Origin of the sequence: Kitasatospora sp. NBC_01287, from assembly GCF_026340565.1 — a bacterium.
Classification (GTDB): Bacteria; Actinomycetota; Actinomycetes; order Streptomycetales; family Streptomycetaceae; genus Kitasatospora.
Genome location: NZ_JAPEPB010000001.1, coordinates 2,939,907 through 2,966,627, shown reverse-complemented (window position 1 = coordinate 2,966,627; position 26,721 = coordinate 2,939,907). Strand labels below are relative to the sequence as shown.

General features: G+C 74.0%; 19 protein-coding genes. 4 read left to right on the top strand and 15 right to left on the bottom strand.

Annotated features, from left to right (window positions below):
• Positions 1 to 133 precede the first annotated feature (133 nt).
• From OG455_RS12420 to OG455_RS12390, 7 genes are all read right to left on the bottom strand, one after another.
• On the bottom strand, positions 134 to 1,186 hold the full coding sequence (locus OG455_RS12420) for an N-acetylglucosamine kinase (RefSeq protein ID WP_266300747.1): 1,053 nt from the start codon (positions 1,184 to 1,186) through the stop codon (positions 134 to 136).
• A 64-nt stretch (positions 1,187 to 1,250) separates the two neighbouring features.
• On the bottom strand, positions 1,251 to 2,543 hold the full coding sequence (locus OG455_RS12415) for a 6-phospho-beta-glucosidase (RefSeq protein WP_266293052.1): 1,293 nt from the start codon (positions 2,541 to 2,543) through the stop codon (positions 1,251 to 1,253).
• A complete protein-coding gene (locus tag OG455_RS12410; RefSeq protein WP_266293050.1) occupies positions 2,543 to 3,445 on the bottom strand; it encodes a carbohydrate ABC transporter permease in 903 nt (300 codons plus the stop codon). Before OG455_RS12410 ends, OG455_RS12415 begins: the two co-directional genes overlap by 1 nt.
• Positions 3,446 to 3,447: 2 nt before the next feature.
• On the bottom strand, positions 3,448 to 4,416 hold the full coding sequence (locus OG455_RS12405; RefSeq protein ID WP_266293048.1) for a carbohydrate ABC transporter permease: 969 nt from the start codon (positions 4,414 to 4,416) through the stop codon (positions 3,448 to 3,450).
• Between the two features lie 7 nt (positions 4,417 to 4,423).
• A complete protein-coding gene (locus tag OG455_RS12400) occupies positions 4,424 to 5,791 on the bottom strand; it encodes an extracellular solute-binding protein (RefSeq protein ID WP_266293046.1) in 1,368 nt (455 codons plus the stop codon).
• A 134-nt stretch (positions 5,792 to 5,925) separates the two neighbouring features.
• Positions 5,926 to 7,113 carry an ROK family transcriptional regulator gene (locus OG455_RS12395; protein ID WP_266293044.1) on the bottom strand — a complete coding sequence of 396 codons (1,188 nt, stop codon included), beginning with the start codon at positions 7,111 to 7,113 and terminating at the stop codon, positions 5,926 to 5,928.
• A gap of 287 nt (positions 7,114 to 7,400) precedes the next feature.
• Complete coding sequence (locus tag OG455_RS12390) at positions 7,401 to 8,546, bottom strand: mechanosensitive ion channel family protein (RefSeq protein ID WP_266293042.1); 1,146 nt, start codon at positions 8,544 to 8,546, stop codon at positions 7,401 to 7,403.
• A gap of 387 nt (positions 8,547 to 8,933) precedes the next feature.
• Here OG455_RS12390 and OG455_RS12385 point away from each other — a divergent pair, with 387 nt between their 5' ends.
• Together OG455_RS12385 and OG455_RS12380 are read left to right on the top strand one after the other, a co-directional pair.
• Entirely contained in the window at positions 8,934 to 9,551 is a 618-nt protein-coding gene (locus OG455_RS12385) for an HNH endonuclease (RefSeq protein ID WP_266293040.1), read from the top strand.
• A 79-nt stretch (positions 9,552 to 9,630) separates the two neighbouring features.
• On the top strand, positions 9,631 to 10,335 hold the full coding sequence (locus OG455_RS12380) for an HAD family hydrolase (protein ID WP_266293038.1): 705 nt from the start codon (positions 9,631 to 9,633) through the stop codon (positions 10,333 to 10,335).
• Positions 10,336 to 10,350: 15 nt separating this feature from the next.
• Here the strand turns inward: OG455_RS12380 and OG455_RS12375 are convergent, their stop codons facing one another.
• Together OG455_RS12375 and OG455_RS12370 are read right to left on the bottom strand one after the other, a co-directional pair.
• Positions 10,351 to 11,004 (bottom strand): hypothetical protein, encoded by a 654-nt coding sequence (locus OG455_RS12375; protein ID WP_266293036.1) that lies wholly within the window; start codon positions 11,002 to 11,004, stop codon positions 10,351 to 10,353.
• Between the two features lie 135 nt (positions 11,005 to 11,139).
• Positions 11,140 to 15,354, bottom strand: coding sequence for a beta-N-acetylglucosaminidase domain-containing protein (locus tag OG455_RS12370; RefSeq protein ID WP_266293034.1), 4,215 nt, complete (start codon positions 15,352 to 15,354; stop codon positions 11,140 to 11,142).
• Between the two features lie 455 nt (positions 15,355 to 15,809).
• Between OG455_RS12370 and malQ the strand changes: the two genes are divergently transcribed.
• Both malQ and OG455_RS12360 read left to right on the top strand, forming a co-directional pair.
• Positions 15,810 to 17,885 (top strand): 4-alpha-glucanotransferase, encoded by a 2,076-nt coding sequence (gene malQ, locus OG455_RS12365; protein WP_266300746.1) that lies wholly within the window; start codon positions 15,810 to 15,812, stop codon positions 17,883 to 17,885.
• Between the two features lie 21 nt (positions 17,886 to 17,906).
• A complete protein-coding gene (locus tag OG455_RS12360) occupies positions 17,907 to 18,149 on the top strand; it encodes a hypothetical protein (RefSeq protein ID WP_323185480.1) in 243 nt (80 codons plus the stop codon).
• A gap of 105 nt (positions 18,150 to 18,254) precedes the next feature.
• Here the strand turns inward: OG455_RS12360 and OG455_RS12355 are convergent, their stop codons facing one another.
• The 6 genes from OG455_RS12355 to OG455_RS12330 all read right to left on the bottom strand — a co-directional run bounded on the left by OG455_RS12355 (position 18,255) and on the right by OG455_RS12330 (position 26,634).
• Positions 18,255 to 18,956, bottom strand: a complete 702-nt coding sequence (locus tag OG455_RS12355; RefSeq protein ID WP_266293030.1) for a VIT family protein — start codon at positions 18,954 to 18,956, stop codon at positions 18,255 to 18,257.
• Between the two features lie 123 nt (positions 18,957 to 19,079).
• The gene (locus OG455_RS12350; protein WP_266293028.1) at positions 19,080 to 19,847 is read right to left on the bottom strand and encodes an FAD:protein FMN transferase; all 768 of its coding nucleotides are present in this window, start codon (positions 19,845 to 19,847) and stop codon (positions 19,080 to 19,082) included.
• Complete coding sequence (locus OG455_RS12345; RefSeq protein ID WP_266293026.1) at positions 19,847 to 20,365, bottom strand: FMN-binding protein; 519 nt, start codon at positions 20,363 to 20,365, stop codon at positions 19,847 to 19,849. Before OG455_RS12345 ends, OG455_RS12350 begins: the two co-directional genes overlap by 1 nt.
• Positions 20,366 to 20,399: 34 nt before the next feature.
• Complete coding sequence (locus OG455_RS12340; protein WP_266293024.1) at positions 20,400 to 21,779, bottom strand: ferredoxin reductase family protein; 1,380 nt, start codon at positions 21,777 to 21,779, stop codon at positions 20,400 to 20,402.
• Between the two features lie 358 nt (positions 21,780 to 22,137).
• Entirely contained in the window at positions 22,138 to 24,720 is a 2,583-nt protein-coding gene (gene pepN / locus OG455_RS12335; protein WP_266293022.1) for an aminopeptidase N, read from the bottom strand.
• Between the two features lie 132 nt (positions 24,721 to 24,852).
• Positions 24,853 to 26,634: a PQQ-binding-like beta-propeller repeat protein gene (locus OG455_RS12330; RefSeq protein WP_266293020.1), complete on the bottom strand. Its 1,782-nt coding sequence runs from the start codon at positions 26,632 to 26,634 to the stop codon at positions 24,853 to 24,855.
• Positions 26,635 to 26,721 lie beyond the last annotated feature (87 nt).

The window sequence follows — 26,721 nt, the reverse complement described above, 5'->3', positions numbered from 1 at the left end:
AGCCCCTCGCCCGGTGGCGCCGCCCCACCGGCGACCCCACCGGGCACCCCGCGCCCCGCCTCCGAGAGCCCCCACAGCTCCCGGACGGACGGCACGCGGGCGCACCAGGGCCCGGAGGACTCCAAGGAGTCCTCTAGGCCGCCACCGCCGCCGCGCTGCCGTACGCCGCGCGCAGCCGCGCCTGGGCCGCCGGGCCGCCGCCCAGGCCCGCGGCGGCCAGCCGGTCGAGACCGAGCAGCGCCGCGCCCAGCACCGGCGGCGCGGTGACCACCCGGGGCAGCGCCCGCGGCGCCTGGGTGCGCAGCCGGGCGGTCAGGTTCTCCAGCAGCAGCGGCTGGCCGGCGGCCAGCACCCCGCCGCCCAGCACCACCGGGGTCGGGGTGTCCAGCAGGTCGAGCCGGGCGAGGGTGACCCGGACCAGCCGGGTGATCTCGTCGGCCTGGCGGTCGATCAGCTCCAGCGCGGCGGCGTCGCCCCGCTCCGCGCAGGCGAAGAGCAGCGGCACCACCTCGTAGATCCGCTGCCCGGGCAGCTCGCCCAGGTGCAGCGCCTCCGCGACGGCGGTGGCGCTGGCCAGCTCGAAGTGCGCGGCGATGGCGGCGGCCAGCGCGGTGGCGGGCCCGCGCCCGTCCTCGGCCCGGGCGGCGTGCCACATCGCCTCGCCGGCCAGGCCCCCGCCGCCGCCCCAGTCACCGGTCAGCTGGCCGAGCGCCGGGAAGCGCGCGGTGCGGCCGTCCGGCAGCAGGCCCGCGCAGTTGATCCCGGCGCCGCAGACCACCGCCACCCCGCGCCGGGCGTCGGTGCCGACCCGCAGCAGCCCGAAGGTGTCGTTGGCGACGGCGACCGTGCGGCCCCAGCCGTGCTCGGCCAGGGCCCGCTCCAGCCGCTGCTCCTCGATCGGCAGGTCGGCGTTGGCCAGGCAGGCCTGGACGTGCTGGACCAGTGGCCCCCCGGTGGGCGTCAGTCCCGCCTCCCGCGCCACCGCCGCGACCAGCGGGGCCAGGGTGGCGACCGCGGCCTCGGAACCGTGCAGGTGCGGGGCGAAGCCGCCGCCCCGTGCGGTGCCGAGCAGCCGGCCGTCGGCGGCGACCAGTGCCACATCGGTCTTGCTGTTGCCCGCGTCGACGGCGAGCACGCCGCCGGGCTCGGCGTCGGGCAGGTGCGGTTCCAGCTGGTGGTGGTCCATCGGATCCCTGGGCTCGTCCATGGGCTCCGGCCCCTGCGGCCGGAGCGCGGTGCGCGGCTGGTCGTCAGAGCCGGCGCAGGTATTGCTCGTTGTGCGCGAGCAGGCGGTCCGTCAGCTGGTCGGCCAGGTCGAGCTGGCCGACCAACGGGTGCGCGAGCAGCGCGTCGAAGACCCGCTCCCGGCCGCCCTTCAGGGCCGCCTCCAGGGCCAGTTCCTCGTAGCTGGTGACCGCGGCGACGAGCCCCCGGTAGAGCGGTTCGAGGGGGCGCGACTGCGGCAGCGCGGTGATGCCGCGCTGGTCCACGGTGGCCGGGACCTCGATCACCGCCTCGGGCGGCAGGAACGGCAGCACCCCGTTGTTGCGGGTGTTGACCACCTGCACGCCGTACGCCCCGCCCCCGGTGCCGAGCAGCGCCGCGAGCAGCTGCACCGCCGCCTCCGAGTAGAAGGCGCCGCCGCGCCGGCCGAGCAGCTCGGGCTTGGTGTCCAGCGCCGGGTCCGCGTAGAGGTCCAGCAGCTCGCGTTCGATGGCCGCCACCTCGGCGGCCCGCGAACCCTTGGTGAGCAGCTCCTGGACGACCTCGTCGTGCTGGTAGAAGTAGCGCAGGTAGTACGAGGGCACCACGCCCAGGCGCCGGATCACCGGCAGCGGCAGGTGCAGGTCCTCGGCGATCTCGGTGCCGAAGCCGGCCAGCAGTTCCGGCAGCACCTCGCGCCCCGCCGCCGCGCCCGGCTCGGGCAGCACGGTGACCCCGCGCTCCCAGGTCAGGTGGTTCAGCCCGACGTGGTCGAGCCGCACCAGCTCGGGGGCCACACCCAGGTGGGCGGCGAACTTGCGCTGGAAGCCGATCGCCACGTTGCACAGGCCCACCGCCTTGTGGCCCGCGTCCAGCAGCGCCCGGGTGACGATGCCCACCGGGTTGGTGAAGTCGATGATCCAGGCGTCCGGGTTGGCCCGGCGGACCTTCTCGGCGATGTCCAGCACCACCGGCACGGTGCGCAGTGCCTTGGCCAGGCCGCCCGCGCCGGTGGTCTCCTGGCCCACGCAGCCGCACTCCAGCGGCCAGGTCTCGTCCTCGTTGCGGGCCGCCTGTCCGCCGACCCGCAGCTGCAGCAGCACGGCGTCGGCGTCCGCCACCCCCGCGTCCACGTCGCCGGTGGTGGTGACGCGGGCCGGGTGCCCCTGCTTGGCGAAGATCCGCCGGGCCAGGCCGCCGATCAGCTCCAGCCGTTCGGCGGCCGGGTCGACCAGCACCAGCTCGGCGATCGGCAGGGTGTCGCGCAACCGGGCGAAGCCGTCGATCAGTTCGGGCGTGTAGGTGGAACCGCCGCCGACGATGGCGAGTTTGAGCGACATCAGCCCTTGACCCCTGTCAGTGTCACGCCTTCGATGAAGGCCTTCTGTGCGAAGAAGAAGAGGATGATCACCGGCGCCATGACCAGCAGGGTGGCCGCCATGGTCAGGTTCCAGTTGGTGTGGTGCGCGCTCTTGAACGACTCCAGGCCGTAACTCAGCGTCCAGGCACCGGGGTTCTCGCTGGCGTAGATCTGCGGTCCGAAGTAGTCGTTCCAGCAGTAGAAGAACTGGAACAGCCCCACCGCGTAGATGGCCGGCTTGGCCATCGGCAGGATGACCCGCAGCAGGGTGCGCAGCTCCCCGCAGCCGTCCACCCGGGCCGCCTCGGTGTACTCCTTGGGGATGGTGAGCAGGAACTGCCGCAGCAGGAAGATGGAGAAGGCGTCGCCGAAGGCCATCGGGATGATCAGCGGCCAGAGCGTGCCGGTCAGGTGCAACTGCTTGGCCCAGAACAGGTACATCGGGATCACCGTCACCTGCGGCGGCAGCATCATCATCGAGATGACCGCCATCAGGGCGGTGTGGCGCCCGCGGAACCGGAACCGGGCCAGCGCGTAGGCGACCGGCAGGCTGGAGGCGACGGTCAGCACGGTGCCCGCGACGGCGTAGACCAGGGTGTTGCGCCACCAGGTCAGGAAGCCCGGGGTCTGCCACACCTTGACGTAGTTGCCCCACTGCCAGTGCTGCGGCCAGTAGTCGGTGGTCAGTGCCTGGCGGTCGCTCATCACCGAGGTGAGGAGGACGAAGACGAACGGCAGCAGGAAGAAGAGCGCCGCCGCCACCGCCGTCGAGTGCACGGCCACCCAGTGCAGGGCGGCCCGGCGACGCGCGACGCGCTCCGCGGCGCTGCGCGGCGCGGAGCCGGCCGGCTGGGCGAGGACAGGGGTCGAAGTCAGGGTCATCCTCAGTCCTCGTTCGTCACGAAGCCGGCCCGGCGGCGCAGCAGCAGGCTGGTGAAGGCCATCGAGAGCGCGAACAGGACCAGCGCCACCACGCAGGCCGAGCCGGTGTCGAAGCGCTGGAAGCCCAGGTTGTAGACCATCTGCGGCAGGGTCCAGGTGGAGCCGTGCGGGTAGCCGGGCTCGAACTGCTGGCCGGAGCCGCCGATCACGCCACTGGCCACCTTCCCGGCCACGATCGCCTGGGTGTAGTACTGCATGGTCTGGATCACGCCGGTGACCACCGCGAACATCACGATCGGCGTGATGTTCGGCCAGGTGACGTAGCGGAACCGCTGCACCGGCCCCGCGCCGTCCAACTCGGCCGCCTCGTACTGCTCCTGCGGCACGTCGAGCAGCGAGGCCATGAAGATCACCATCAGGTCGCCGATGCCCCACAGGGCCAGCATGGTGAGGGCGGGCTTGGACCAGGTGGGGTCGGTGAACCAGCCCGGCTGCGGCAGGTGGAGCAGCTTGAGCAGCTGGTTCACCGGGCCGGTGCTGGGGTTGAGCAGGAAGGCGAAGGCGATGGTGGCGGCCACCGGCGGCGCCAGGTAGGGCAGGTAGAAGGCGGTGCGGAAGAAGCCCGCGCCGCTCTTCACCTTGGTGATGAGCAGGCCGATCCCCAGTCCGAAGACCACCCGCAGCGACACCATCACCGCCACCAGCCAGAGCGTGTTGCCCAGGCCCTGCCAGAAGAACGGGTACTGGTTGAAGACGTAGTTCCAGTTCTTCAGACCGGTGAAGACTGGTGCGTTGAACCCGTCGTACTTCATGAAGGAGAAGTAGACGGTGGAGATCAGCGGGTAGGCGAAGAAGACGCAGAAGCCGATCAGCCAGGGTGACAGGAAGGCGACGGTGCGGGCGGCCTCCCGGCGGTGCTTGCGGCGCAGGGCCGCGGGCACCGCCGGGCGGGCGGAGCGGGTCAGGGCCATGTGAGCGTCACTTCGCCTGGGCGATGGCGGCGTCGATCTCCTGGTCGGTGGCCTTCAGGCCGCCCGCCAGATCGGTCTTCTTGCCGCTCTCCACGTCGTAGGCGAAGTTCTGCAGGCTCACCTGGTACGCGCCGCCGTTGATGCTGGCCGGCGTGGTCGTGGAGTTCGGGTCCTTGGCGATGTCCAGGAAGGTCTTGAAGTTCGGATCCGCCGTCAGGTCGGGCGAGTTGAGCGCGGCTATGGTGCTCGGCACGTTGTGGATGGCGTTGGCGAAGCTCACCACGGCCTGCGTGTTGGTGGTCAGGTACTTCACCAACTGCCAGGCGGCCTGCTGCTTCTGGCTGCTGCGGGAGATGCCGATGATGGTGCCGGTCTGGTAGCCGCGGCCGTAGGTGTCGGCGAGCGCGTCCGGCACCGGGAACGGCGCGGTGGCCCAGTCGAGCGTGGCCTTGTCGTCGGCGATCGACTGGGTGCGCCACTCGCCGTCGATCGCCATCGCCACCTGGCCGGTCTCGAACGGGTTCTTGGCGCTGAACTCGTCGCCGAAGCCGGTGCGGAACTTCTCCAGCTTGGCGAAGCCGCCCAGCTGGTTCACCAGCCCCTGCTGCCAGGTGAGCATCTGGTTCACCGCCGGGTCACCGGCCAGGTTCGACTTGCCGGAGGAGTCGAAGTAGCTGGGGCCCCACTGGGCGAGGAAGTGGGCGGGGGTGGACTCGTAGCCGTGGTAGTCCGGCATGAAGCCGAGCTGCTGGTAGCCGTCGCCGCTCGGGATGGTCAACTTCACCGCGTCGGCGTCGAATTCGCTGAGCGTCTTGGGCGGCGCGGTGATCCCGGCGGCGGCGAAGGCCTTCTTGTTGTAGTAGAGGCCGTAGTCGTCGCCGAGCAGCGGCAGCGAGCACTGGTCGCCCTGGAAGCCGCTGTACTTGAGCATCGGCGCCGGGAAGGTGGCGTTCGGGTCGATGTTGTCCTGCTTGAGGAACGGCGTCAGGTCCACCCAGATCTTGTCCGAGCAGAACTTGCCCACGTTGTCGGTGGTGAACGAGGAGACCACGTCGGGGGCGTCGGGGCCGCCGGCCCGCAGCGCCTGCTCGCTCTTGTCGTCCGAGATGTTGGCGACGACCTTCACGTGGATGTGCGGGTTCTGCTTCTCGAAGTTGGCGATGTTGGCGTTGATCGCCGCGGTCTCGTTGTCCTGGCTCCAGCCGTGCCAGAACGTGATGGTCACGTCCTTGCCGTTGGCCGTGGTGTCGGAGCCGCTGGAGTTGGTTCCGGTGCAGCCGGCCAGCAGTACCACGCTGGAGCTGAGCGCCAGCGCGGCGAGGGACGTTCTGCGGGCCCGGGTACGGGTCTGGGTCTGGGTACGGGTCTGGGACACGCGTCCTCCTGGAGGTACGGGGGCGGGCGGCATCGCCCGTCCACCCGGCGGGGGAAGGGGGGAGGCAGTGCTGGTGGGTTCTGGTGCGGGTTCTGGTGCGGGGAGGTCATGGCGGTCGTGCGGGTGCCGCCGGGTCAGGCGGTGGTGAAGGCCCTTTCCCGTGCGGCGGTCAGGGCGTGGTGCAGGGCGCCGTGCAGCACGGGCGAGCCCGGAACCGTGCTGCTGAGCAGCTGGGGGCGGGGTACCGCGAGGCCGGTGAGCTCGTCCTGGACCAGCTCGCGCAGCCGCTCGCCACCGGCGGTCGGGATGCCGCCGGAGAGTACGACGAGTTCGGGGTCGATCACCGCGACGATCGCGGCCAGTCCGGTGGCAAGCCGGTTGGCCAGTTCACCGAGGAACTCCTCGCCCGCGCCCGGGGTCGCCAGTGCGCGTTCGATCGTCGCCTCGGCCGATCTGCCGGGGAGCCGGTACTTCTTGGCCAGCGCCAGCACGGCGTTGGCGCCGGCCAGGTGCTGGAAGCCGCCGGAGTTCTCCCGGCGGACGTTGCGGACCACCGGCGCGCCGGGCACCGGCATGTAGCCGACCTCGCCGGCGCCCCCGGTGAAGCCCCGGTGCAGCCGGCCGCCGATCGTGATCGCGGCACCGATGCCCTCGCCGACCCAGAGCAGCACGAAGTCCTCGCAGCCGTGCGCCGAGCCGAGCGTCCGCTCGGCGATGGCGGCCAGGTTGACGTCGTTCTCGATCGACACCGGCGCGCCCAGGGCCGCCGTCAGCTCGGACGCCAGCCGGGGATCGTGCCAGCCGGGCAGGTGCGGCGCGTAGCGCAGCTTGCCGGTGGCCGGGTCGATCGCGCCGGGGGTGCCGATGGTGACCTCGCTCAGGCAGCCCGGCGCCAGGCCGGCCTCGCGCAGCGTCCGCTCCGCCCCGTCGGTGACCCGGCCCACCGTGCCGGCGGCCTGCCGCCCGGGGGTGGGCAGGCGCAGCTCGGCCACGGTGCGGCCGGTGATGTCGGCCACCGCGAAGCGGATGTGACCAGGGGTCACGTTCAGTCCCAGGACGTACCCGGCGGCCGGATTCACTTGGTACAGCTGCGCGTTGGGGCCGGGGCCGCCCGCCGTGGTGCCCACCGGGACGACCAGGCCGGCCGCCTCCAGGCGGGCCAGCAGCTGGGAGGCGGTGGGCTTGGACAGGCCGGTCAGGGTGCCGATCCGGGTGCGGGAGAGCGGGCCGTGCGCGAGCAGCAGGTCGAGTGCGGCCCGGTCGTTGATCGCCCGGAGGCGGCTGGGGGTGCCGGGGCGGGGGGTGCTGGTGGTGTCGGTCACGACCTTGATCCTCCTCCATCGGCGGCAGTCGGTGCGGCGGTTGCGCGGTGGTTGGTACGACGGGCGGCGCGCGGGCGCGTGGTGATCGCTCGGTGGCGGATTACCGACGGCCTCGTCGTGATTGGAAACTTTACTAACAGTTCCCCGAGTGTCAATGGCTCTGACGAGTTCGACGGGTTCCGTCGGGTTGCGATGCGGAAACGACGCAGCCCCGAGACCTGGGGAGGTCTCGGGGCTGTCGGGCGCCGCAGGCAGGGCCAGGGCTGGGGCCGGGGTTGGGGCCGGGGCTAGGGCAGCTTGCCGAAGGCCTGCTGCTCCTCCGGCGTGGGCAGCGGGATCGGACGGGTGGCCAGCGAGCGGGCCGAGGCCGGATCGGCGAGCGCGGAGGGCGGCAGCGCGTCCGCGACGGTGGGCGGGACGGCGAGTGCCGAGGCCGTGCCCGGCTCCTCCTTCAACTTGATCCCGGCATCGTCGAAGGCCTGCTTGAGCCACTGCCGCAGACCCCGGGTGACCAGCGCCGCCTTGCCCGGCATGGTCCTGGCCTGCACCCGCAGCACCACGGTGTCGGCGGCCACCGACTCCACGCCGAGCACCTCCACCGGGTTCCAGAGCAGCTCGTCCCAGGGCGCCTCCTTGGCGAACTCCTGGGCGGTCTGCAGGATCAGCTCCTCGACCCGGTCCAGCCGCTCCCGGTAACCGACCTGGACGTCCACCGTCGCGGTCGACCAGCCCTGGCTCATGTTGGCGATCCGCTTCACCTCGCCGTTGCGGATGTACCAGATCTCGCCGCTCGCGCCGCGCAGCTTGGTCACCCGCAGGCCGACCTCCAGCACCGTGCCGGTGGCCACGCCGGTGTCGATCTCGTCCCCGACGCCGTACTGGTCCTCCATGATCATGAAGACCCCGGAGAGGAAGTCCGTCACCAGGTTGCGGGCGCCGAAGCCGATCGCCACCCCGGCCACCCCGGCGCTGGCCAGCAGCGGGGCCAGGTCCATGCCGAGCGCCGAGAGCACCATCAGCGCCGCGGTGCCCAGGATGGTGAAGGAGGAGACGCTCTTCAGCACCGAGCCGATCGCGGCCGAGCGCTGCTGGCGGCGCTCGGTGTTGACCAGCAGGCCGCCCAGCCGGCTGACCGTCTCGACGTCCGCCTCCGGCTCGCGGGTCATCCGGTGGATGAACTGCGCGATCAGCTTGCGCACCACCGCGCGCAGCAGCAGCGCGAGCACCACGATGATCACGATCCGCACCGCGCCCTCGACCCAGCTCGCCCAGTTGGCGTCCAGCCAGCCGGCCGCCTCCTTGGTGCTGGTGCTCACGTCCTGCGCGCTGGTGGGCAGCCGCAGGACGGGTGCCTGGGGCGGGGCGGTGGACGGGGCGGGGGACGGGCCGGCGGCGGCCAGGGGGAGGAGGGCCGGGGAACCGGACCAGCTCACGGTCGAACCTTCCTGCAGAGGGGCACACGACCGGTCCGGGCGGACACGCCGCCCGCGCGGACCGTGCGACTCAGCCTAGCGTCCGGCCGGACCCCCGTTTCCCAGCCGCTTCCCTCGCGGGTGATCTTGCGCTGCCGCCGCGGTGGTCCCGCTGGCCCCGCTGGGGCGTCGAGCGGCGCGCCACGGCCGTTCGAGTGCGACGGGGTCCGCGGCTGGGCATAGAGATCAGGACGACCGGCGCGGACCGAAGCCTCTTCGGCCCGTTACCCGGTAGTGGTGGCGCCGTACAGAACCGTAAGGCGACACTGGGGGTGATCGCGCAGAGATGCGCGGTCATCCGCTCGTCCCGGCGCGAGCCACGCGCCGCAGGCGTCCAAGGAGGCATCCGTGCCGCATGTCCTGGTCCTCAACGCGTCCTACGAGCCACTCGGCGTCGTATCGATGCGCCGCGCCCTCATCCTCGTCCTCAACCACAAGGCGGTCAGCCTGGAGGACTCGGGTGTCACTCTGCACAGCGCCACCAGCGCCGTTACGGCGCCCTCCGTGGTCCGGCTCACCCGGTTCGTCCGGGTGCCGTTCTGCGGGCCAGTACCGCTCACCCGCCGCGCACTGTTCGCCCGTGACCACGGGCGTTGCGTCTACTGCGGGGCCGCCGCGACCAGCGTCGACCACGTGATCCCGCGCAGCCGCGGCGGTCAGCACCGCTGGGACAACGTGGTGGCGGCCTGCCGCCGCTGCAACCACATGAAGGCCGACCGCCACCTGACCGAGCTCGGGTGGCGGATGAAGCGACCTCCGGCGCCGCCCAGCGGGCTCGCCTGGCGCATCATCGGAACCGGGATCAAGGACCCGCGCTGGCGGCCCTACCTGGAGCCGTACGGCGGCACGGACCAGTTCCGTGACTTCGAGCACCACGACCATACCGACCACGCGGGAGCACCGGTTCCGCTGGGCCGGTCCCGTCCCGTCCACCGCGGTGAGCAGCCGGAGGCACTCACCGCCTGACCAGCGAGGGCCGAACGGTGCCTCATGGGCCGGTGCCGCGCACGGGAGCGCGTCGCCGGCCCGCCGCTATCCTCGGCCGGTGACCTCGATAGCCGCGATCTCCTTCGACGCCGACGACACCCTCTGGGACTTCGGCACCCCCTACCGCGCCGCCCTCGCCGCCACCGCGCGGCGGCTCACCGCGATGGGGCTGCGGGCTCCCCACGGCCCCGTGACCGCCGACTGGCTGGACGCGCTGCGGGCGCGGGCCGCCGCGGCGCTGCCGGGCGGGACGCTGGACGACATCCGGACCGCCGCCTTCGAGGCCGCGCTCGCCGCCTGCGGCCGCCCCGATCCGGTGCTGGCCCGGGAGGTCTTCACCGAGTTCACCCGCGAGCGCCACGGCGGGGTGACCCCCTACCCGGAGGTCCCCGCGGTGCTGGCGGAGCTCGCCGCCCGGTTCCCGCTCGCGGTCACCACCAACGGCAACACCGACCCGGCCGCAGCCGGCCTCGGCGGCGTCTTCCGGTGCGTGACCAACCCGTACGAGTCGGGCTTCCAGAAGCCCGACCCGCGGATCTTCCACCTCACCGCCGAGCGCCTGGGTGTGCCGCCCGCCGCCGTGCTGCACGTGGGCGACCACCTGGACGAGGACGTGCTCGGCGCCCGCGCGGCCGGACTGCACGCCCGCTGGCTCAACCGGCGCGGCCCCGGCCCCGGCGCCGAACGCGCCGCGCGGGCCGGGATCACCGAGATCCCGGCCCTGACGGCGCTGCTGGTGCTGCTGGAGTCGCCGGCCCGCTGAGAGCCTGAGGGGCGTTCAGCGCGCGCGGCCCAGCGGGGCCAGCGCGAGGGCGTAGAGCACGGCACCGACCGTCATCAGGTCCAGCGAGGCGGCCATCGCCAGGGTGGCGACCAGCAGCAGCGCCGGGCTCCAGAAGGGCAGCCGGCGGCGCACCGCGAGGACCGTCAGCAGGACCAGCAGGCCGAGGTAGAAGAAGAGCGGGCCGATCTGGTAGACGGCCGGCAGTACCCCGGGGTGGGACTGGATCTGGGCGAAGAGCGCGTTCTGCTGTGCCTCGGTCGAGGTCCGCAGACCCACCCAGAGGTCGATCGAGACCTGGGCCAGCGAGGCGGCCAGGCCCACCAGGAAGAGGCCGAAGCCCGTGCCGGCGGCGATCCTGCCGCGCTCGGCGGCGAGCCGGTGGAGCTGATGGGCCAGCACGCCGAAGAGCAGCAGCGCGGCGAGCAGCGCGGTGTGGCCGGTGGTCCAGCCGGCGCCGGGCTGCTTGGAGCCGGGGATCAGCCGGATCAGCCCGTACACCCCGAGCAGGGCGGGGGCGGCGATCCGGGCGAGGCCGGCAGCGGTGCGGCCGGCAGCGGTGCGGGCGGTGGTGCCGGCCGGGCTGCCGGTGCTGCCGGTGCTGCCGGTGGCGCCGGTGGTGCTGGTCGCGGTGGTGACGACGGTGGTCATCTCGTGGTCCTTCCAGGTCTGCCGGGCTGCTGCCGGCCGTTGCTGACAAGGAAGATCCTGCCGAGCGGCGGGCTCATCGCGGATCGCCGCCGAGGGGGAACCGGTGGCCTCCCCCGCAGGAGGGAGGCCACCGGCTCAGTGCGCGATGGTGGGGGTCCCGCTCGGGCTCGGGCTCGGCCCGGCCCCCGCCACCGGCGGGGTGCCCGAGGGGCCGGGCGCCGGGGTGGAGGTGCCGCTGGGGGCCGTGCTCGGCGCCGTGCTGGGGCTCGGCACGGGCGTGGGCACCGGCACCGGGGGCGTCGGCGTACCGCTGGGCACCGGGCCCGGCACCCCGCCCGGGGTCGGCGTCGGCAGCGGCACGCCCACCGGCGGCTGGGCCGGCGGCACCGTGGTGGCGGCCGGGTCGGTGACCCCGTACAGCTCGATCCCGTAGAGCGAGTAGCCGTACTTGGTGGACCGACTGACCCCCTGCATCCGCAGGTAGAGCGCGCCGGGTGCGTCGAACCTGACCGTCTCGGTGCCGCCGTGGCCGTTGGGCACGGTGGCCACCGTGGTCCAGTTGGTGCCGTCCACCGAGGTCTGCAGCCGGTAGGCGCTGGCGTAGGCGTCCTGCCAGTGCAGCACCGCCTCGCCCAGGTGCGCGGCCTGCGGCAGCTTCAGCTCCACCCAGGCGTTGTCGGCGGGCTGCGAGGACCAGCGGGTGGTCGGGTCGCCGTCGTTCACCGCCGAGGCGGGGAACTTGGCCGACACGTCGCCCGAGGAGCTCGCGCTCGCGCCCGGCGCCAGATCTGGGCCACCGGTCGGCGGGACCACGTGCACCTGCAGCGTCTGCTGGATCGTCACCGAGCCGGCCGTGAAGTCCACCGGCACCTGGTAGGTGCCCGACGGGGTCCCGGCCGCCGCGCTGACCTGCACCGGTGTGTCGGCCCGGCCGCCGCGCGGCACGCTGACCGGCGAGCCGGGGCGGCCACCGGCGGGCGCCGGCGCGGCGGCGGGGGCGACGGTGATCCCCGGCACCCCGGCCGGGGCCGCCGCCGTGATCTCACCGGTGGCGCCGTCGGGGCGCAGCGCGTCCACCACGGCCTGGGTCTGCGCGGGCGCCGGAGCCCCGGCGATCACGTCGAGCACCGGGTCGGCGAGGGTCAGCCGGGCGACGGGGGTGTCCGCGTACCAGGGCACGATCTGGTTGACCACCGGCGCGTCACCGCCCGGCTGCCAGGTCAGCCGCACCGCGTCGGTCGACTGGCCGCCGGCCGGCAGCTCGTTGTAGCCGGGCTTCAGGGTGCCGAGGTCCGCCCAGCTGCCGTCCGGGCGGCGCACCGAGACGGTCGCGGTGGCCCGCACGGTCGGGTCGGTCAGCACGGTGAGCCGATCCAGCGGGCGGGCGGCGCCCAGCTCGACGGTGAGCGGGGCGTCCGCGGCGGTGGGGGCGGCGGCCGCCCGGTAGGCGGTGTCGGGGTCGCCGTCCAGCACCGAGGCGGGCGAGGAGCCGGGCGCGGCGGCCGGGCCGCCGGAGACGGTGACGCCGGCGCTGTCCGGCGCGGTCACGGTGAACTCGCGCACCGCGACCGCCGTCTGCTGCGTCTTGGTGGCCCGCAGCCGGATCGCCTTGACCAGCACGCCGTCCGGCAGCCGGGCGGTGATCGTCTTCTGCTCGTGCGCCGTCAGCAGCGGGTGCCAGACGCCGTCGTCGCCGACGTACTCCAGCACCCCGTCCCGCAGGTAGTCGTCGGCGGCCGCGCCGGTGTCGTCGCTCGGGGCGCCGTCGGGCGCCGGGGTGTCGGTGGAGCCCATCTGCACCGTCACGGAGGCGACCGGGCGCCCGTCGCCGAGAGCCACTCCGATCGCGTCGCCCACCTGCGGCGGGGCCGAGCTCCAGTAGAAGGTGTCGGACGAGGAGTCGGTCATCAGCGCCGGACCGTGGCCGCTCGCGCTGCCCATCGTGGTGGTCGGGCTGAGCCCGCCGGCGCTCACCCCCGACCAGCTGTCGGCGGCCTGGGTGGCCTTGTCGAGGAACGGGTCGAGGACGCCCGCGCCGACCGTCACCGAGACCTGCGCGGCGAGTTGGTCGCGCAGCGCCCGCAACTGCACCCGGGCCTGCCAGGCGGCGGCGCCGTCCCCCCGGTGCTGGGCGAGCAGCATGTCCAGCGCGGCCTGCCCGGCCTTGCCGTAGAGGCTCAGCCGGGTCAGCCACGGCCCGGTCTCGGCGGCCAGCGGGCCGCTGCCGCGCAGCGCGTCCGGGGCCCCGGCCATGGTGGTGAAGGCGGCCCGCAGCGGGTCGGCGGCCTGCTGCAGCCTGCCGAGGTCCACCGCGCCGCCGCCGGTGGGCTGCAGGGCCGCCCAGAAGGCGTCCAGCAGCGGGGTCAGGTAGCCCGACTCCTGGGTCGAGAGCGGGGAGGACGAGCTGTTGCCCGCCAGCGCGGTGAGCGCGGCCAGCGCGGCACCCGTGTCGGTGGCGGCGGCCGGGCCGCCGGTGGCGGAGGCGCCCGCGCCGCCCGGCGCGGTCTCGGCGGCCAGTGCCCGCAGCGCGTACTGCCAGGAGGCGTCCGACTGGTAGCCGGCCGGGTTCCAGGCGTAGTCGGCGGCGGTGGACAGCGCGGGCTGGGAGGCGGTGGGCTGCTGCATGGCGGCCGTCAGCAGCATCGCCGAGCGGCCGGCCACCTCGGGGTCGCGCCCGGTGTAGGGGCCCAGGAAGAGCCGGTCCGGGGAGGAGTCGTTGACCGGGTAGTTGTCCATGGTGACCAGCGGGTGGTCGAAGAGCAGCCCGGTGGCCGCGGTCTGCGCGGCGGTGATCTTGCCCGGGATCACCCCGACCCCGCTCCAGGCGATCTGCACGGCCTTGGGCAGCGCGGCGGCCAGCGCGGTGCGGTAGGGGCTGGCGCCCTGCTGGTGGAACTCGGTGGGCACCACCGAGAGCGAGGCGAGCGCCGGGTCCGGGTCGATCAGCCGCTGCTGGACGGCGGCCGCCAGTCGCGCCTGCGCCTTGGCGGCGGCGGTCGGGCCGGTGCCGAACGCGTCCTTGTCGGCCGAGCAGTGCCACTCGTCGTAGCTGACGTCGTCGAACTGCAGCTGGAAGGCGCCGAAGCCGAGGTCGCGCATGGCCGCGAGCTTGGCGACCAGCGCGTCCAGGTCACCCGCCGAGCTGTAGCAGAAGTTCTGGCTGGGGGAGACGGCGTAGCCGAGGGTGACGTGGTCGGCCTTGGCACGCTGGGCCAGCGCCCTCAGGTCCGCGGCCTGCGAGGCCGGGTAGGGCTCGCGCCACTGCTCCTGGCGGTAGGGGTCGTCGCCGGGGGCGTAGAGGTAGAAGTTCTGCTTGGTCCGGCCCAGGAAGTCGATCAGGTCGAGCCGCTGGGCGGTGGTCCACGGGGTGCCGTAGAAGGACTCCGCGGTGCCGCGCACCTGGGCGCCGGTGGGCCAGTCACGGATCGTCAGGCCGGGGAAGCCGTAGCCGCCGGCGCTCTGGCCCTGCCCGGCCGGCACGGCGGTGAGCAGTTGGCGCAGGCTCTGCGCGGCGTAGAAGGTGCCGGTGGCGTCCACCCCGGCGAGCACCACCGCGCCGTAGGCGCCGCCGGCCGTCGGCAGTTGACCGGTCGCCAGCACGTAGCCGCCGGCCGGCAGCCCGGCCGGCCCGCCGGCGCCGAGGCCCTGCAGCGCCTGGGCGGTGGCCGGGTCGGGCTGCTCGGTGGGGCCGCCGAGGTAGACCACCAGCGTGCCGGCGGCCGGGGCCGGCACCGGTACGCCGGGCACCAGTGAGGAGGGGACGACCACGCTGGTGGCGCCGGCCTCGCCGAGCACCTCGCGCACCGCGGCCAGCGCGCCCGGGTCGGCCTGCCCACCGGTCACCAGGGTCACCTGGGCGGGGACGGTCACCGGCTTGCCACCGGGCGTCAGCTGCTGGGGGCGGGGGAAGACCTGGGGGCCGGTCAGGCTGCCGAGCGGGGTGCGCACCGGGGCACCGGCCGTGTACGAGGTCCCGGTCCCGTCCGCCGCACCGGCCGGCAGGGCACCGACCAGGCCGCCGATCACGGCGGCGGCGGAGAGGGTGGCGGCGATCCGCAGCGTCTGCCGGCGGCGGGTCCCGAGCGCTTCGGGGTGGGCGGTGCCGGTGCCGCTGACGGTCGCTTCGTCGGGGCGGCGCTCGGCCCGCACCTCGGCGAGCAGCGGCCGGGTGCCCTTGAGGTCCGCGATCAGCCGGTCCGCCGCGCGCGGGGCGACCAGGCGGGCGGTGCGGGCGGTGGCCCTGCGGGTGACGTGGACGGCCGGATGCTGCAGCACCTCGCGCAGCGCCGGGCTGGCTTCGAGCTGCTGACGCAGCCGCTGACCTGCGGCGACGGAGACACGGGTCTGCACGGGGGCCTCCTCGCGGCCGATGCGGGCGGCCGAACGGGGTGATCGACGGGCGCGCGACGACAGCTGCCCCGGCCCCCCACCGAACCCGCGTGCACCTCGCGGGCCCAGCCCACCAGCTGGCCACCACCACTGTCAACGTGAGCTGGTCCGATGACCGTTCCATCCCATTTTGTCCATCGATCGAGCGACGCCCGGCAGTTGATCGCGACCCCGCCCCCGGCGCGCCGCTGCGGATGCCGGGCGGCCCCGCCGGGTAGGAGTGGAGCTGACGCACTGTCAGCCGCCGCAGCAGCCGCACCACACCCGCCGTCGCCCCCGAGTCCCTCCAGGAGACCGTGTTGGCCGCCTATCTCAACAGCACCGACGAGCAGCAGGACGGGCCGTCAGGCCCGGTGGCCGACGAGGGCGCCGCCCTCCCCGGCCCGGCGCTCATCGCCCTCTCCCACGCGCACGGCGTGGACAGCAGCTACGACCCCGGTGAAGGCGAGCTGGTCCAGGTCGGCGCCGCCACCCTGATCGACGTGCTGGCCGCGCTCGGCGTGGACGCGAGCACCCCGCAGGCCGTCGAAGCGGCGCTGGCCGAGCACCGGGCCGCCACCACCGCCAGGCTGCTGCCGCCCTGCCTGGTGGTGCGCGCCGGGCGCCGCACCGCGCTCGACGTGCCCGCCGCCGCCCGGCTGGCCATCGAGCTGGAGGACGGCGGCAGCTGGCAGCTGGAGCCGGCCCGCTCGCACTGGCTGCCGGCCGACCTCCCGCTCGGCCGCCACACCCTGCGCCTGGCCCTGGCCGAGCGCGCCGAGTCCACCACCCTGATCGTGGCCCCCGAGAAGCTGGCCGCGCTGCCCGGCCGCGGCTGGGGCTTCCTGGCCCAGCTCTACTCGGTGCTCTCCGAGCGCTCCTGGGGCATGGGCGACCTCGGCGACCTGGCCGAGCTCGCCCAGTGGTCGGCCGGCGCGCTCGGTGCCGACTTCCTGCAGCTCAACCCGCTGCACGCGGCGCTGCCCACGGTCCCCTCCGACCCCTCGCCCTACCGCCCCTCCTCGCGCCGCTTCGCCGACCCGGTCCACCTGCGGATCGAGGCCGTCCCGGAGTACGCCTACGCCGGTGCCGCCGACCGGGCCAGGCTGGACGAGCTGGCCCAGCAGGGCGCCCGGCTGCGCGCCGAGGTGCTGGAGCACGACGGCCTGATCGACCGGGACGCGGTCTGGGCGGTCAAGCGCGAGGCGTTGCGGCTGCTGCACGCCGTCCCGCGCGGCCCCGGCCGGCAGGCCGCCTACCAGGCCTACGTCCGCCGCGAGGGCGCCTGGTTGGAGCAGTACGCGACCTGGAGCGCGCTGGCCCAGGCCCACGGCAGCGACTGGCGGCACTGGCCCGCAGGGCTGCGCCACCCCGGCACCCCGCAGCTGGCCGCCGCCCGGGCCGAGCTGGCCCAGCAGGTGGAGTTCCACCGCTGGCTGGCCTGGCTGCTCGACGAGCAGCTCGGCGGCGCCCAGCAGGCCGCCGAGCGGGCCGGCATGGCGGTGGGCCTGATCCACGACCTGGCCGTCGGCTGCCACCCGGACGGCGCCGACGCCTGGGCGCTGCAGGACTACCTGGCGGCCGGCATCTCGGTCGGCGCCCCGCCGGACGCCTTCAACGCGCACGGGCAGGACTGGGGCCTGCCGCCCTGGCGCCCCGACGCGCTGGCGGCCGCCGGCTACGCCCCGTACGCGGAGCTGCTGCGGGCCGCCGCCCGGCACGCGGGCGCGATCCGGATCGACCACGTGATGGGCCTGTTCCGGCTCTGGTGGGTGCCCGCGGGTCGCCCGCCGACCGAGGGCGCCTACGTGCGCTACGACGCCGAGGCGATGCTCGGTGTGCTGGCCCTGGAGGCGCACCGGGCCGGCACCGCCGTGATCGGCGAGGACCTGGGCACGGTCGAGCCGGGGGTGCGCGAGGAGCTGAGCGCGCGCGGGGTGCTCGGCACCTCGGTGCTCTGGTTCGAGCGCGACTGGACCGGCAAGGAGGGTGCCAAGGGCGCGCCGCTGGCCCCGGCCCGCTGGCGGCCCGGCTGCCTGGCCACGCTGACCACCCACGACCTGCCCAGCACCGCCGCCCGGCTGAGCGGCGAGCACGTCCAGCTGCGCCACCAGCTGGGCCTGCTCGCCAACCCGCTGGCCGCCGAGCAGCAGGCCGCCGCCACCGAGCTGGCCGACTGGAAGGCCGAACTGGTGGCCCTGGGCCTGCTCACCCCCGGGGCCGCGCTGGACCAGGTCGCGCTCTACCGGTTCCTGCTCGCCACCCCGGCCGAGCTGGTCGGCGTCTGGCTGCCCGACACGGTCGGCGACCCGCGCCCGCAGAACCTGCCCGGCACCTGGGACCAGTACCCCAACTGGCGGCTGCCGGTCGCCGACGCCGCCGCCCGCCCGGTCACCCTGGAGCGGCTGGCCGCCTCGCCGGGCGCGGCCGAGCTCGGCGGCCTGCTCGGCGGCCTGCTCGGCGCGGGGCCGGCCCGACCCGGAAGGCCGACCCCGCCGAGCGATGCCCAATAAAGGGCGGGTACGTTGAAAAACGTGGACAAGAGGAATGCTTTGCGCGCCGGTGCGGTCTCCGCGACGGCCACGCTGATGATGCTGCTGTCGTCGCCCGTCTTCGCCGCGACCCAGGACGCCACGACGCCGCAGGCCGGCGGCCTGAGCGTCGGGGCGTCGATCGGCCTGTACGTGGTGACCCCGATCGTGCTGTTCGCGATCATCGCCGGCCTGGTGATGCTGGGCAGTGCCAACGCGGCCAAGGGCAAGGGCAAGAAGAAGTAGCGACCCGGTACGACAGCGCACAACCCGGTACGACCCGCTCGACGCGTCCGCCCCGCCGCCCGCCAGGCGGCGGGGCGGACGCGTCGTCGAGCGGCCCGCGAGGGCTCAGGCCCCGGCCGCGCCCAGCAGCAGGCCCGCCAGGTAGGTGACCGCCATCGCCAGGCCGCCGCCCAGCACGTTGCGCAGCACCGAGCGCGGCACCGGGGCCCCGCCCAGCCGCGCGCCGGTCCAGCCGGTGAGCAGCAGCGCGCAGAGCACCGCCGACACGGTCACCGGGACCCGCAGCCCGGCCGGCGGCAGCACGATCGCCAGCAGCGGCAGCAGCGCGCCGACCGTGAAGGCGATGAAGCTGGCCCAGGCCGCGTGCCAGGGGTTGACGATCTGCTCCGGGTCGATGCCCAGCTCGACCCGGGCGTGCGCGGTCAGCGCGTCCCGCGCGGTGAGCTGCTCGGCCACCTCCCTGGCCACCGCGGGCGTCAGTCCGCGGTCCTCCAGGAGCCCGGTCAGCTCCGCCAGCTCGGCCACCGGCCGCTCGGCCAGCTCCCGCTCCTCGAAGGCCAGCGCGGCCTGCTCCGAATCCCGCTGCGAGCTCACCGAGACGTACTCGCCGGAGGCCATCGAGAGCGACCCCGCGAGCAGCCCGGCCAGACCCGCCGTCAGCAGCGCGTCCGCCGAGGAGGTCGCCCCGGCCACCCCGACCACCAGCCCCGCGGTCGACACGATCCCGTCGTTGGCCCCGAGCACCCCGGCCCGCAGCCAGTTGAGCCTGCTGCTCAGGCTCCCCCCGCCACGCTCGCTGTCCTCCACGCCCCCAGTCTCCCCAGGGCCGCGCCGCCCGCCGCCGACCGCGCGCCCGCGGCGTGTCGCGGGTGGGCGGTCGGCGCGCGGGTGGGCCGGGGATCCGCCTGGGACGCGGGGTGTCCTGGCCGGTCAGGCCTCCGTCGCCAGGTACCGCGCCACCCCTGGGGTGCCGAGCCGGCGGCCGTCCGGCAGCACCGCGAGTGCCTCGTAGCCGGGCTTGGCGGTCACCCACTCCAGGGCGCGCAGGGGGCCCATGGCGAAGGCGGCGGTGGCGTAGGCGTCGGTGCGGGCCAGGCGGGGGCCGATCAGGGTGAGGGAGAGCAGGCCGCGGGCCGGGGTGCCGGTGTTCGGGTCCATGATGTGCGCGCCGCGCTCGGCGGTACCCGAGGTGGCCACCGCGAAGCCGTCGGCCGGAGCGCTCTCGCTGAGGACGGCCACCAGCTGGTCGGCGCGCGCCGGGTCCGCGATGCCCACGCGCCAGGGGCGGTCGGGGGCGGCTCGGCCCCTGGTCTGCACGTCGCCGCCGCCGGTCACGCTGTGGTGGAGGTGGCCGGCGGCCAGCAGCAGTTCCGAGGCCCGCTCGATGGCCCAGCCCTTCACCCAGCCGGAGGGGTCCAGGCGGCCGGCCGGGCGCGCGGTGAACCAGCCGCCGGTCTCGGCGGCGACGGCCGCGCAGTGCTCCAGCGCCTCGCCCACCAGCGGGTCGCACTGGCGCACCGTCAGCTCGCCGCGGGCCAGCCGGCTGAGTTGGCTGTGCGGCAGGTAGGGGGAGAAGAGCGCGTCCAGGTGGTGCAGTTCGGCGAGCGCGGGGCCCAGGATGCCGGTGTGACCCGGTTCGGCGTCGCGCACCGCGAAGGAGAAGACGGTGCCCATCGCGGCCTCCGCGTGCCGCAGCATCAGTGCGCCCCGGCCTGGTCGAGGGCGCTCTGCAGGGAGCGGGTGTACCCCTCACTGGTGTAGGTGGCGCCGGAGACCGAGTCGATCTGCGCGCTCCCGGCGGCGATCGCCTCCTGGTTGAGCTGGGGGAGCGCGAAGGTGTTGATCTCCAGGTCGCGGTTGGTCTCGGACGGGTACTGCAGCACGTCGACCTTGCTGAGCTTGCCGCCGGTGAGGGTGACCCGGACCTGCACCGGGCCGTAGCGGGTGTCGACGGGGCTGCCGGTGACGGTCCTGGTGGCGGCGCTGCCCGAGGCCGCGGAGGGGGAGCCGGACGGGCTGCTCGACGGAGCACCGGACGGGGCGCCGGACGGAGCGCTCGACGGAGCGCTCGACGGCTCGTCGGCCGGCACGGTGGTCCCGGTGTCGGAGGAGATCACCGGTCCGCTCTGGGCCGAGGCGCTGCCGTGCGGCTTGAGCGAGAGCAGCAGCACGATGCCGGCCGCGGTGGCCGCCGTGGTGACGATGGTGCGGCGCATCAGCCGGCACCCCTTTCGGACTCGGACTTCTGGCTCAGAAGACGAACGACTCGTGGTGGATCCGGTGCCGCGGTACCCCGGCGGCGCGCAGCTCCCCGATCACGGCGGTGGTGAACTCCTCGGGGCCGCAGAGGAAGACCTCGTGCCCGGCCAGCTGCGGTATCAGCCGCCGCAGCCGCTCCGCCGCGAAAGGATCACCCACGTCGGTGCGCGCTCCCAGCAGGAAGCGGAGCGTGGCCTTCCGCCGCTCCGCCACCTCCTCCAGCTCGGTGCGGAAGAGCAGGTCCTGCTCGGTGCGCGCCCGGTAGAGCAGGGTCAGCTCGCCCGGCCGGGCAGGCAGCGTCTCGAAGAGCGCCCGGATCGGGGTTATGCCGACCCCGGCCGCGATCAGCAGCACCTTGCGCGCCTTGCGCCGCCGCGCGGTGAACGCCCCGTACGGGCCCTCCGCCCGCACCCGGACGCCCGGTCGCAGCGCCGCCACGGCCGCGCTGTGCCCGCCCAGGTCCTTCACCGTGAAGCGCAGGAAGCGCGGGTGCGGCGGCGCGGAGAGCGAGTACGGGTTGGCGGCCCAGCGCAGGCCCGGCACCAGGAACTGCAGACGGAAGAACTGGCCCGGCTCGCAGCGCAGTTCGTCCAGCCGCTCGCCGGTCAGGAAGACCGAGACGACGCCCGGCGCCTCCGGCCGCACCTCGGCGATCCGCAGCCGGTGCCGCCGGTCGCCCAGGAACGGCACCACCAGGCGGAACCACCCGAGCAGCGCGAAGGAACCCAGGTAGAGCGCCCACCAGCCGAGCAGCCCGATCCCCTCGGCCAGGTCGGCGCCGTTGGCGAGCTGGTGCGCGAAGGCCAGCGCGATCGCCAGGTAGGTCGCCAGGTGCAGGTAGTACCAGGCCTCGTAGCTCAGCCGGCGGCGCGCCGCGCGGGCCGAGACGGCGCCGGTGCCCAGCATCAGCAGGGTGCCGAGGCTCGCCTTGATCATGTCCGGGTAGTGGAAGACCAGTTGGACGCCTTCGGGCAGCACGCCGCGGTGCGCGGTCAGCGCGTACCCCCAGATCACCGTGAGCAGGTGCGCGGTGACCAGGCCCACCAGGTAGCGCCCGCCGAGCGCGTGCCAGCGGGCCAGCCGGTCGGCGCCCACCTCGCGCTCCAGCGGCGGCAGCCGGGCCATCAGCAGGAGCAGCACCGGCGCCGCGTACCCCGCCAGCAACCCGGTGATCCGGGCCGCACCGGTCAGCCACTCGGCCGCCCCGTTCACCGCGTAGGTGTCCCGCCACCAGAGCGCGAGCACCGCCGCGGCGCCCGCCGCGATCAGCACCGGGACCAGAGCGGCCGGCTCGAAGGCGAGCGCGTCGCGGGCCGGCGCCGGAGCGGGCGCGGTCCGCCGGGCGCGGCGGTGGGTGGTGGTGCTGCTCACCAGGGGTTCTCTCCTCCGGTCGGGACGGTCCAACCCTGCCACCGGAAGCTCTCAATTCCCTCTGAGCCGGCTGTGCGGCAGACCACGCCGACTGGCGTTTTCCCAGGTCAGAGCCGTCTACGCGAGAGGCGGATCTCACAGCATTCTCATCGGACCAGGCCGGACCGGACCAGACCCGGCCAGACCCGGCCGGACCGGACCAGGCCGGACCCGTCCGGACCGGACCGTCCGTGCCGGTCGTCGTGCCCGCCCTCGCCCTCGTGCTCCGGCGCGTGCTCGGCTGGAAGCACCCCGACGCCAGCGGCCCCCGGACGCCGTCGATCGCGTCCGGGGGCCACTGGCATGAGCTGACGTACCGTCAGCCCACCTGCCCCGCGGCGCGGTCGGCCGCCTGGGCCGTCAGCGCGCGCTCGACGCCGGCGCGGGACTCCACCACCAGGCGGGCCAGGGCCGGGGCCGGGTCGGCGTCGGCGAGCCAGGCGTCGGTGGCCGCCAGGGTCTCGGGCGAGACCTGGTAGCTGGGGTAGAAGCCGATGATGATCTGCTGGGCGATCTCGTGGCTGCGGGTCTCCCAGACGTCCTTCAGCGCCTCGAAGTACCGGCTCACGTAGGGGGTCAGCAGCTCGCGCTGGTCGGCGATGTTGAAGCCGACGATCGCCGCCTCCTGCACGTAGTTGGTCAGTGCGTCGGAGTCGATGACCGAGGCCCACGCCTGCGCCTTGGCCTCGGCTGTGGGCCGGGCCGCGCGGCAGGTGACGGCGTGCTCCTGGCCGGCGGCCGTGTTGTCGCGGGCGAGCTCGGCCTCGATCGCCGCGTCGTCCGCGCGGCCGGTGGCGACCAGGCGGGTGAGCAGGTCCCAGCGCAGGTCGGTGTCGACGGCCAGGCCCGGCAGTTCGACCGAGCCGTCGAGCAGGCCGGCCAGCAGCGCGAGCTGCTGCTCGGTGCGGGCCACCGCGGCGAAGGCGCGGGACCAGGCGAGCTGGTGGTCGCTGCCGGCGGCGGCGGCGCGCAGCTGCTCCTCGGCGGCGGCGGCCCAGCGGGCCAGGCCCTGCTCGCGCCAGGCGGGGTCGGCGTAGTTGTCCAGGGCCAGCCTGACCTGGCGGTGCACCGACTGGACCACGCCGATGTCGGACTCCTTCGGCAGGCCGGACAGGGCGAGCGAGAGGTAGTCGCGGGCGGCCATCTCACCGTCGCGGGTCATGTCCCAGGCGGCGGCCCAGACCAGCGCGCGCGGCAGCGGCTCGGTGAAGTCGCCCAGGTGCGCGGTGACCGCGGTGAGCGAGTCGGCGTCCAGTCGCAGCTTGGCGTAGGAGAGGTCGTCGTCGTTGAGCAGCACGACGGTGGGTCGCGGGCGGCCCACCAGCTGCGGGACGGCGGTGAGTTCGCCCTCGACGTCCAGTTCGATCCGGTCGGTGCGCACCAGCTTGCCCTCGGTCAGCTGGTAGCAGCCGACGGCGATCCGGTGCGGGCGCAGCGCGGCGGCGCCCTTGGCGCCCTCGGGCAGCGCGGGCGCCTCCTGGCGGACGGCGAAGGCGGTGATCACGCCTTCGGCGTCCACGGTGAGTTCGGGGCGCAGCACGTTGATCCCGGCGGTCTGCAGCCAGGCCTTGGACCAGGCCTTCAGGTCGCGGCCGCTGGCCTCCTCCAGGGCGCCGAGCAGGTCGGCCAGCGTGGTGTTGCCCCAGGCGTGCCGCTTGAAGTAGGCCTGCACGCCCTGGAAGAAGGCGTCCTGGCCGACGTAGGCCACCAGCTGCTTGAGCACCGAGGCGCCCTTGGCGTAGGTGATGCCGTCGAAGTTGACCTGGACGTCCTCCAGGTCGTTGATCTCGGCCATGATCGGGTGCGTGGAGGGCAGTTGGTCCTGCCGGTAGGCCCAGGTCTTCATCTGGTTGGCGAAGCTGGTCCAGCCGTTGGGCCACTTGGTGTCGGCCGGCTCGACCAGGGCGACCATCTCCGCGTAGGTGGCGAAGGACTCGTTGAGCCAGAGGTCGTTCCACCACTCCATGGTGACCAGGTTGCCGAACCACATGTGGGCCAGCTCGTGCAGGATCGTGGCGGCGCGCGTCTCGTAGGCCGCGTCGGTCACCTTGGAGCGGAAGACGTACTGGTCGCGGAAGGTGACGGCGCCCGCGTTCTCCATCGCGCCGGCGTTGAACTCCGGGACGAAGAGCTGGTCGTACTTCTCGAACGGGTAGCCGAAGTCGAACTTCTCCTGGAAGTACCGGAAGCCCTGCTTGGTGACGTCGAAGATCGCCTCCGCGTCCAGGAACTCCTTCAGTGAGGGGCGGCAGTAGATGCCCAGCGGCACCCGCTGCGCGCCGTCGGCGAACTCGTCGAAGACGCCGACGTAGGGGCCCGCGATGACGGCGGTGATGTAGCCGGAGATCCGCCCGGTGGGGGAGAAGCGCCACAGCTGGGTGTCACCGTCACCGACGGGCTCGGGGGTGGGGGAGTTGGAGACGACCACCCAGCCGCGCGGCGCGATGACGGTGAAGGCGAAGCTCGCCTTCAGGTCGGGCTGCTCGAAGGAGGCGAAGACCCGGCGGGCGTCCGGTACCTCGAACTGGCTGTAGAGGTAGGTCTCGCCGTCCACCGGGTCGACGAAGCGGTGCAGTCCCTCGCCGCTGTTGGTGTACGCGCAGTCCGCGACCACGCGCAGCTCGTTCTCGGCGGCCAGGCCCGTCAGCGCGATCCGGCTGTCGGCGAAGGCGGACAGTTCGAGGGGCGCACCGTTGAGCACGATCTCGTGCACCGCCGGGGCGACCAGGTCGATGAAGGTGGCGGCGCCGGGCTGCTGGGCGGTGAACCGGACCACGGTGGTGGACCGGAAGGTGCCGCCTTCGCGGGCCGAGCTCAGGTCGAGCTCGATGTCGTACGCATCCACGTGGAGGAGCGCGGCCCGGGTGCGGGCCTCCTCACGGGTCAAGTTGGTGCCAGGCACTCGCAGGACTCCTTCGTCAGGCTTCTTGGCCCGAATCCTCCCACGTCGCCCGACCCGGCCCCGAGCGGTTCGTCCCGGAGCCCGCCGCGGTGCTCGCGGCGGGCTCCGGGTACGACCCAGGGTGACCGGGGGTCAGTGCTTCGTGTACATCGTGATGGTGGAGTCCACCGGCAGCTGCGGGATGGTCAGCACCGGACCGGCGTCCGAGAGCAGCACCTGCGAGTCCTGGAAGGTGAGGAAGCTGTCGTCGCTGGACTTGCTGCTGAAGCTCTCGACCTGGGTCACGCTGCCGTCGGTGGGGCTGAGCGTGACCACCTGGGCGCCCTTGCCGTAGCCGTTCATGGCGATCGCGGTCGGCGTGCTGGTGGAGGTCTTGTCCACCAGCCGCAGGCCGCTCTGGGCGCCGCCGTCGACGGTCCACAGGGTCTTGCCGCCGACCAGGTCGATGGCCCGGATCGAGGTCTTGCCGCTGTTGTCCACCTCGACGTAGAGGGTGTTGCCGAGCACCAGGCTCTTGGTCATCGGGTCGGAGTAGGCGGAGAGCTGCAGCCGGTCCTCGCCGGTGGTCTTCAGCGGGATCTTGGCCTCGGCGTTGCCGGAGGAGTCGACGCCGACGAAGTAGTCGTTGTCGTAGCCGTTGGAGATCTGCACCACCAGCGGCTTGGCCGAGACGATGTTGGTGAGCCGCTCGTTGTCGCCCAGGCTGAAGGACTGGGTGGTCTTGCCGGTGTTGGCGTCCAGCACCAGCAGGGCCTGCTTGGTGTCGGTGTCCGAGCAGTAGTCGCTGACCACCACGACGGTGTCGGCGGCGTCCGCGTTGTCCGAGCAGTACTGGCCGCGGTCCTTGTAGGACCAGACGTTCGAGCCGTCGGTCAGGTTGTAGCCCGCCAGCAGCGAGCCGCTGGCGGCGGCCAGCGTGGTGTCGGTCACGGTGACCTGGGTGCCGAAGCTCTTGCTGCTCAGCGGCGAGCCGACCTTGTAGATCAGGCGCCCCGTGGTGGCGTCGATCGCGCCGACCGCCGCGCAGTCGTCGTCGCCGAGGTTGAAGCTGACGCCGCCGATGTTGTTCTTGTTGACGGCCTTGGACATGCTGCAGAAGGCCTTGGTGCCGTCCGGCGCCTTCAGCGTCCAGGCCACCTTGCCGTCGCTCAGGTTGTAGGCGGTCAGCGCGGTGGAGTCGCCGCGGATGACCAGCTTGTCGGTGACCCAGTCGCCCAGGGTGCGCAGGTCGGTGGTGCTGCCGTCGGCCTTCGGCACGTTCCAGGAGACGGCGAGCTGCCCGGTGGTGCTGGTGCCGCCGCCCCCGCCCCCGCCGCCGGTGGTGCCGCCGGAGGTGTTGTTCTTCGGCGTGTTGCCGGTGAACAGCACCACCAGGCCGATCACGATGGCGACCGCCAGCACGCTGCCGGCGACCGCGCCGAAGACCATCACCGGGTTGCGCTGCTTGACCGGTGGCGAGGGGGGCTGGACCGGGCCGGGGCCGGGGAAGCCGCCGTAGGCCGGGCCGGGCTGCTGCTGCCCGAACTGCGGCGGGGCCGGGTAGCCGGTCTGCGGCGGCGGGGGGTAGCCGCCCTGCTGGGCGCCGTAGGCCGGAGCGGGCGGCGCCTGCTGCGGGTAGCCGTAGGAGGGCTGCGGGTCGTAGGGGCCGACCGGCGCGCCGGGCGGCGGCGGGGTGCCCTGCGCGGGGAAGGCGGGGGCGGTCGGCTGGTAGCTCAGGCCGGGAGCGCCCGGCGCTGCCCCCGGGGTCACGGGTGCGCCCGGCGGTGCCGCCTGGGCGGGGATCGCCGAGCCGTCGAGCTGCGTCATCTGGTCCGCGACCGCCGCCGGGTCGACTCCCGGCCGCGGCGGTACGCCGCCCTGCCCGCCTGCCGGGTCCTGCGACCCGAAGCCCGCACTGGGCTGATCCCCTGCCATGTGATGCCCCGTCATTGTCCGTCCGATGGCCGCCCCTCCCGGGCCGTGCGGCGCGGGAGACTGGCTGGGCGGCTGAGAATTAAGGGA

What these genes read in the sequence shown, in the direction of transcription:
- OG455_RS12410 (WP_266293050.1), bottom strand. Translation starts at nt 3,445, where the DNA reads ATGACCCTGACTTCGACCCCTGTCCTCGCCCAGCCGGCCGGCTCCGCG.
- OG455_RS12375 (WP_266293036.1), bottom strand. Translation starts at nt 11,004, where the DNA reads ATGACCACCGTCGTCACCACCGCGACCAGCACCACCGGCGCCACCGGC.
- OG455_RS12350 (WP_266293028.1), bottom strand. Translation starts at nt 19,847, where the DNA reads ATGCTGCGGCACGCGGAGGCCGCGATGGGCACCGTCTTCTCCTTCGCG.
- OG455_RS12345 (WP_266293026.1), bottom strand. Translation starts at nt 20,365, where the DNA reads ATGCGCCGCACCATCGTCACCACGGCGGCCACCGCGGCCGGCATCGTG.
- OG455_RS12415 (WP_266293052.1), bottom strand. Translation starts at nt 2,543, where the DNA reads ATGTCGCTCAAACTCGCCATCGTCGGCGGCGGTTCCACCTACACGCCC.
- OG455_RS12405 (WP_266293048.1), bottom strand. Translation starts at nt 4,416, where the DNA reads ATGGCCCTGACCCGCTCCGCCCGCCCGGCGGTGCCCGCGGCCCTGCGC.
- OG455_RS12330 (WP_266293020.1), bottom strand. Translation starts at nt 26,634, where the DNA reads ATGGCAGGGGATCAGCCCAGTGCGGGCTTCGGGTCGCAGGACCCGGCA.
- OG455_RS12420 (WP_266300747.1), bottom strand. Translation starts at nt 1,186, where the DNA reads ATGGACCACCACCAGCTGGAACCGCACCTGCCCGACGCCGAGCCCGGC.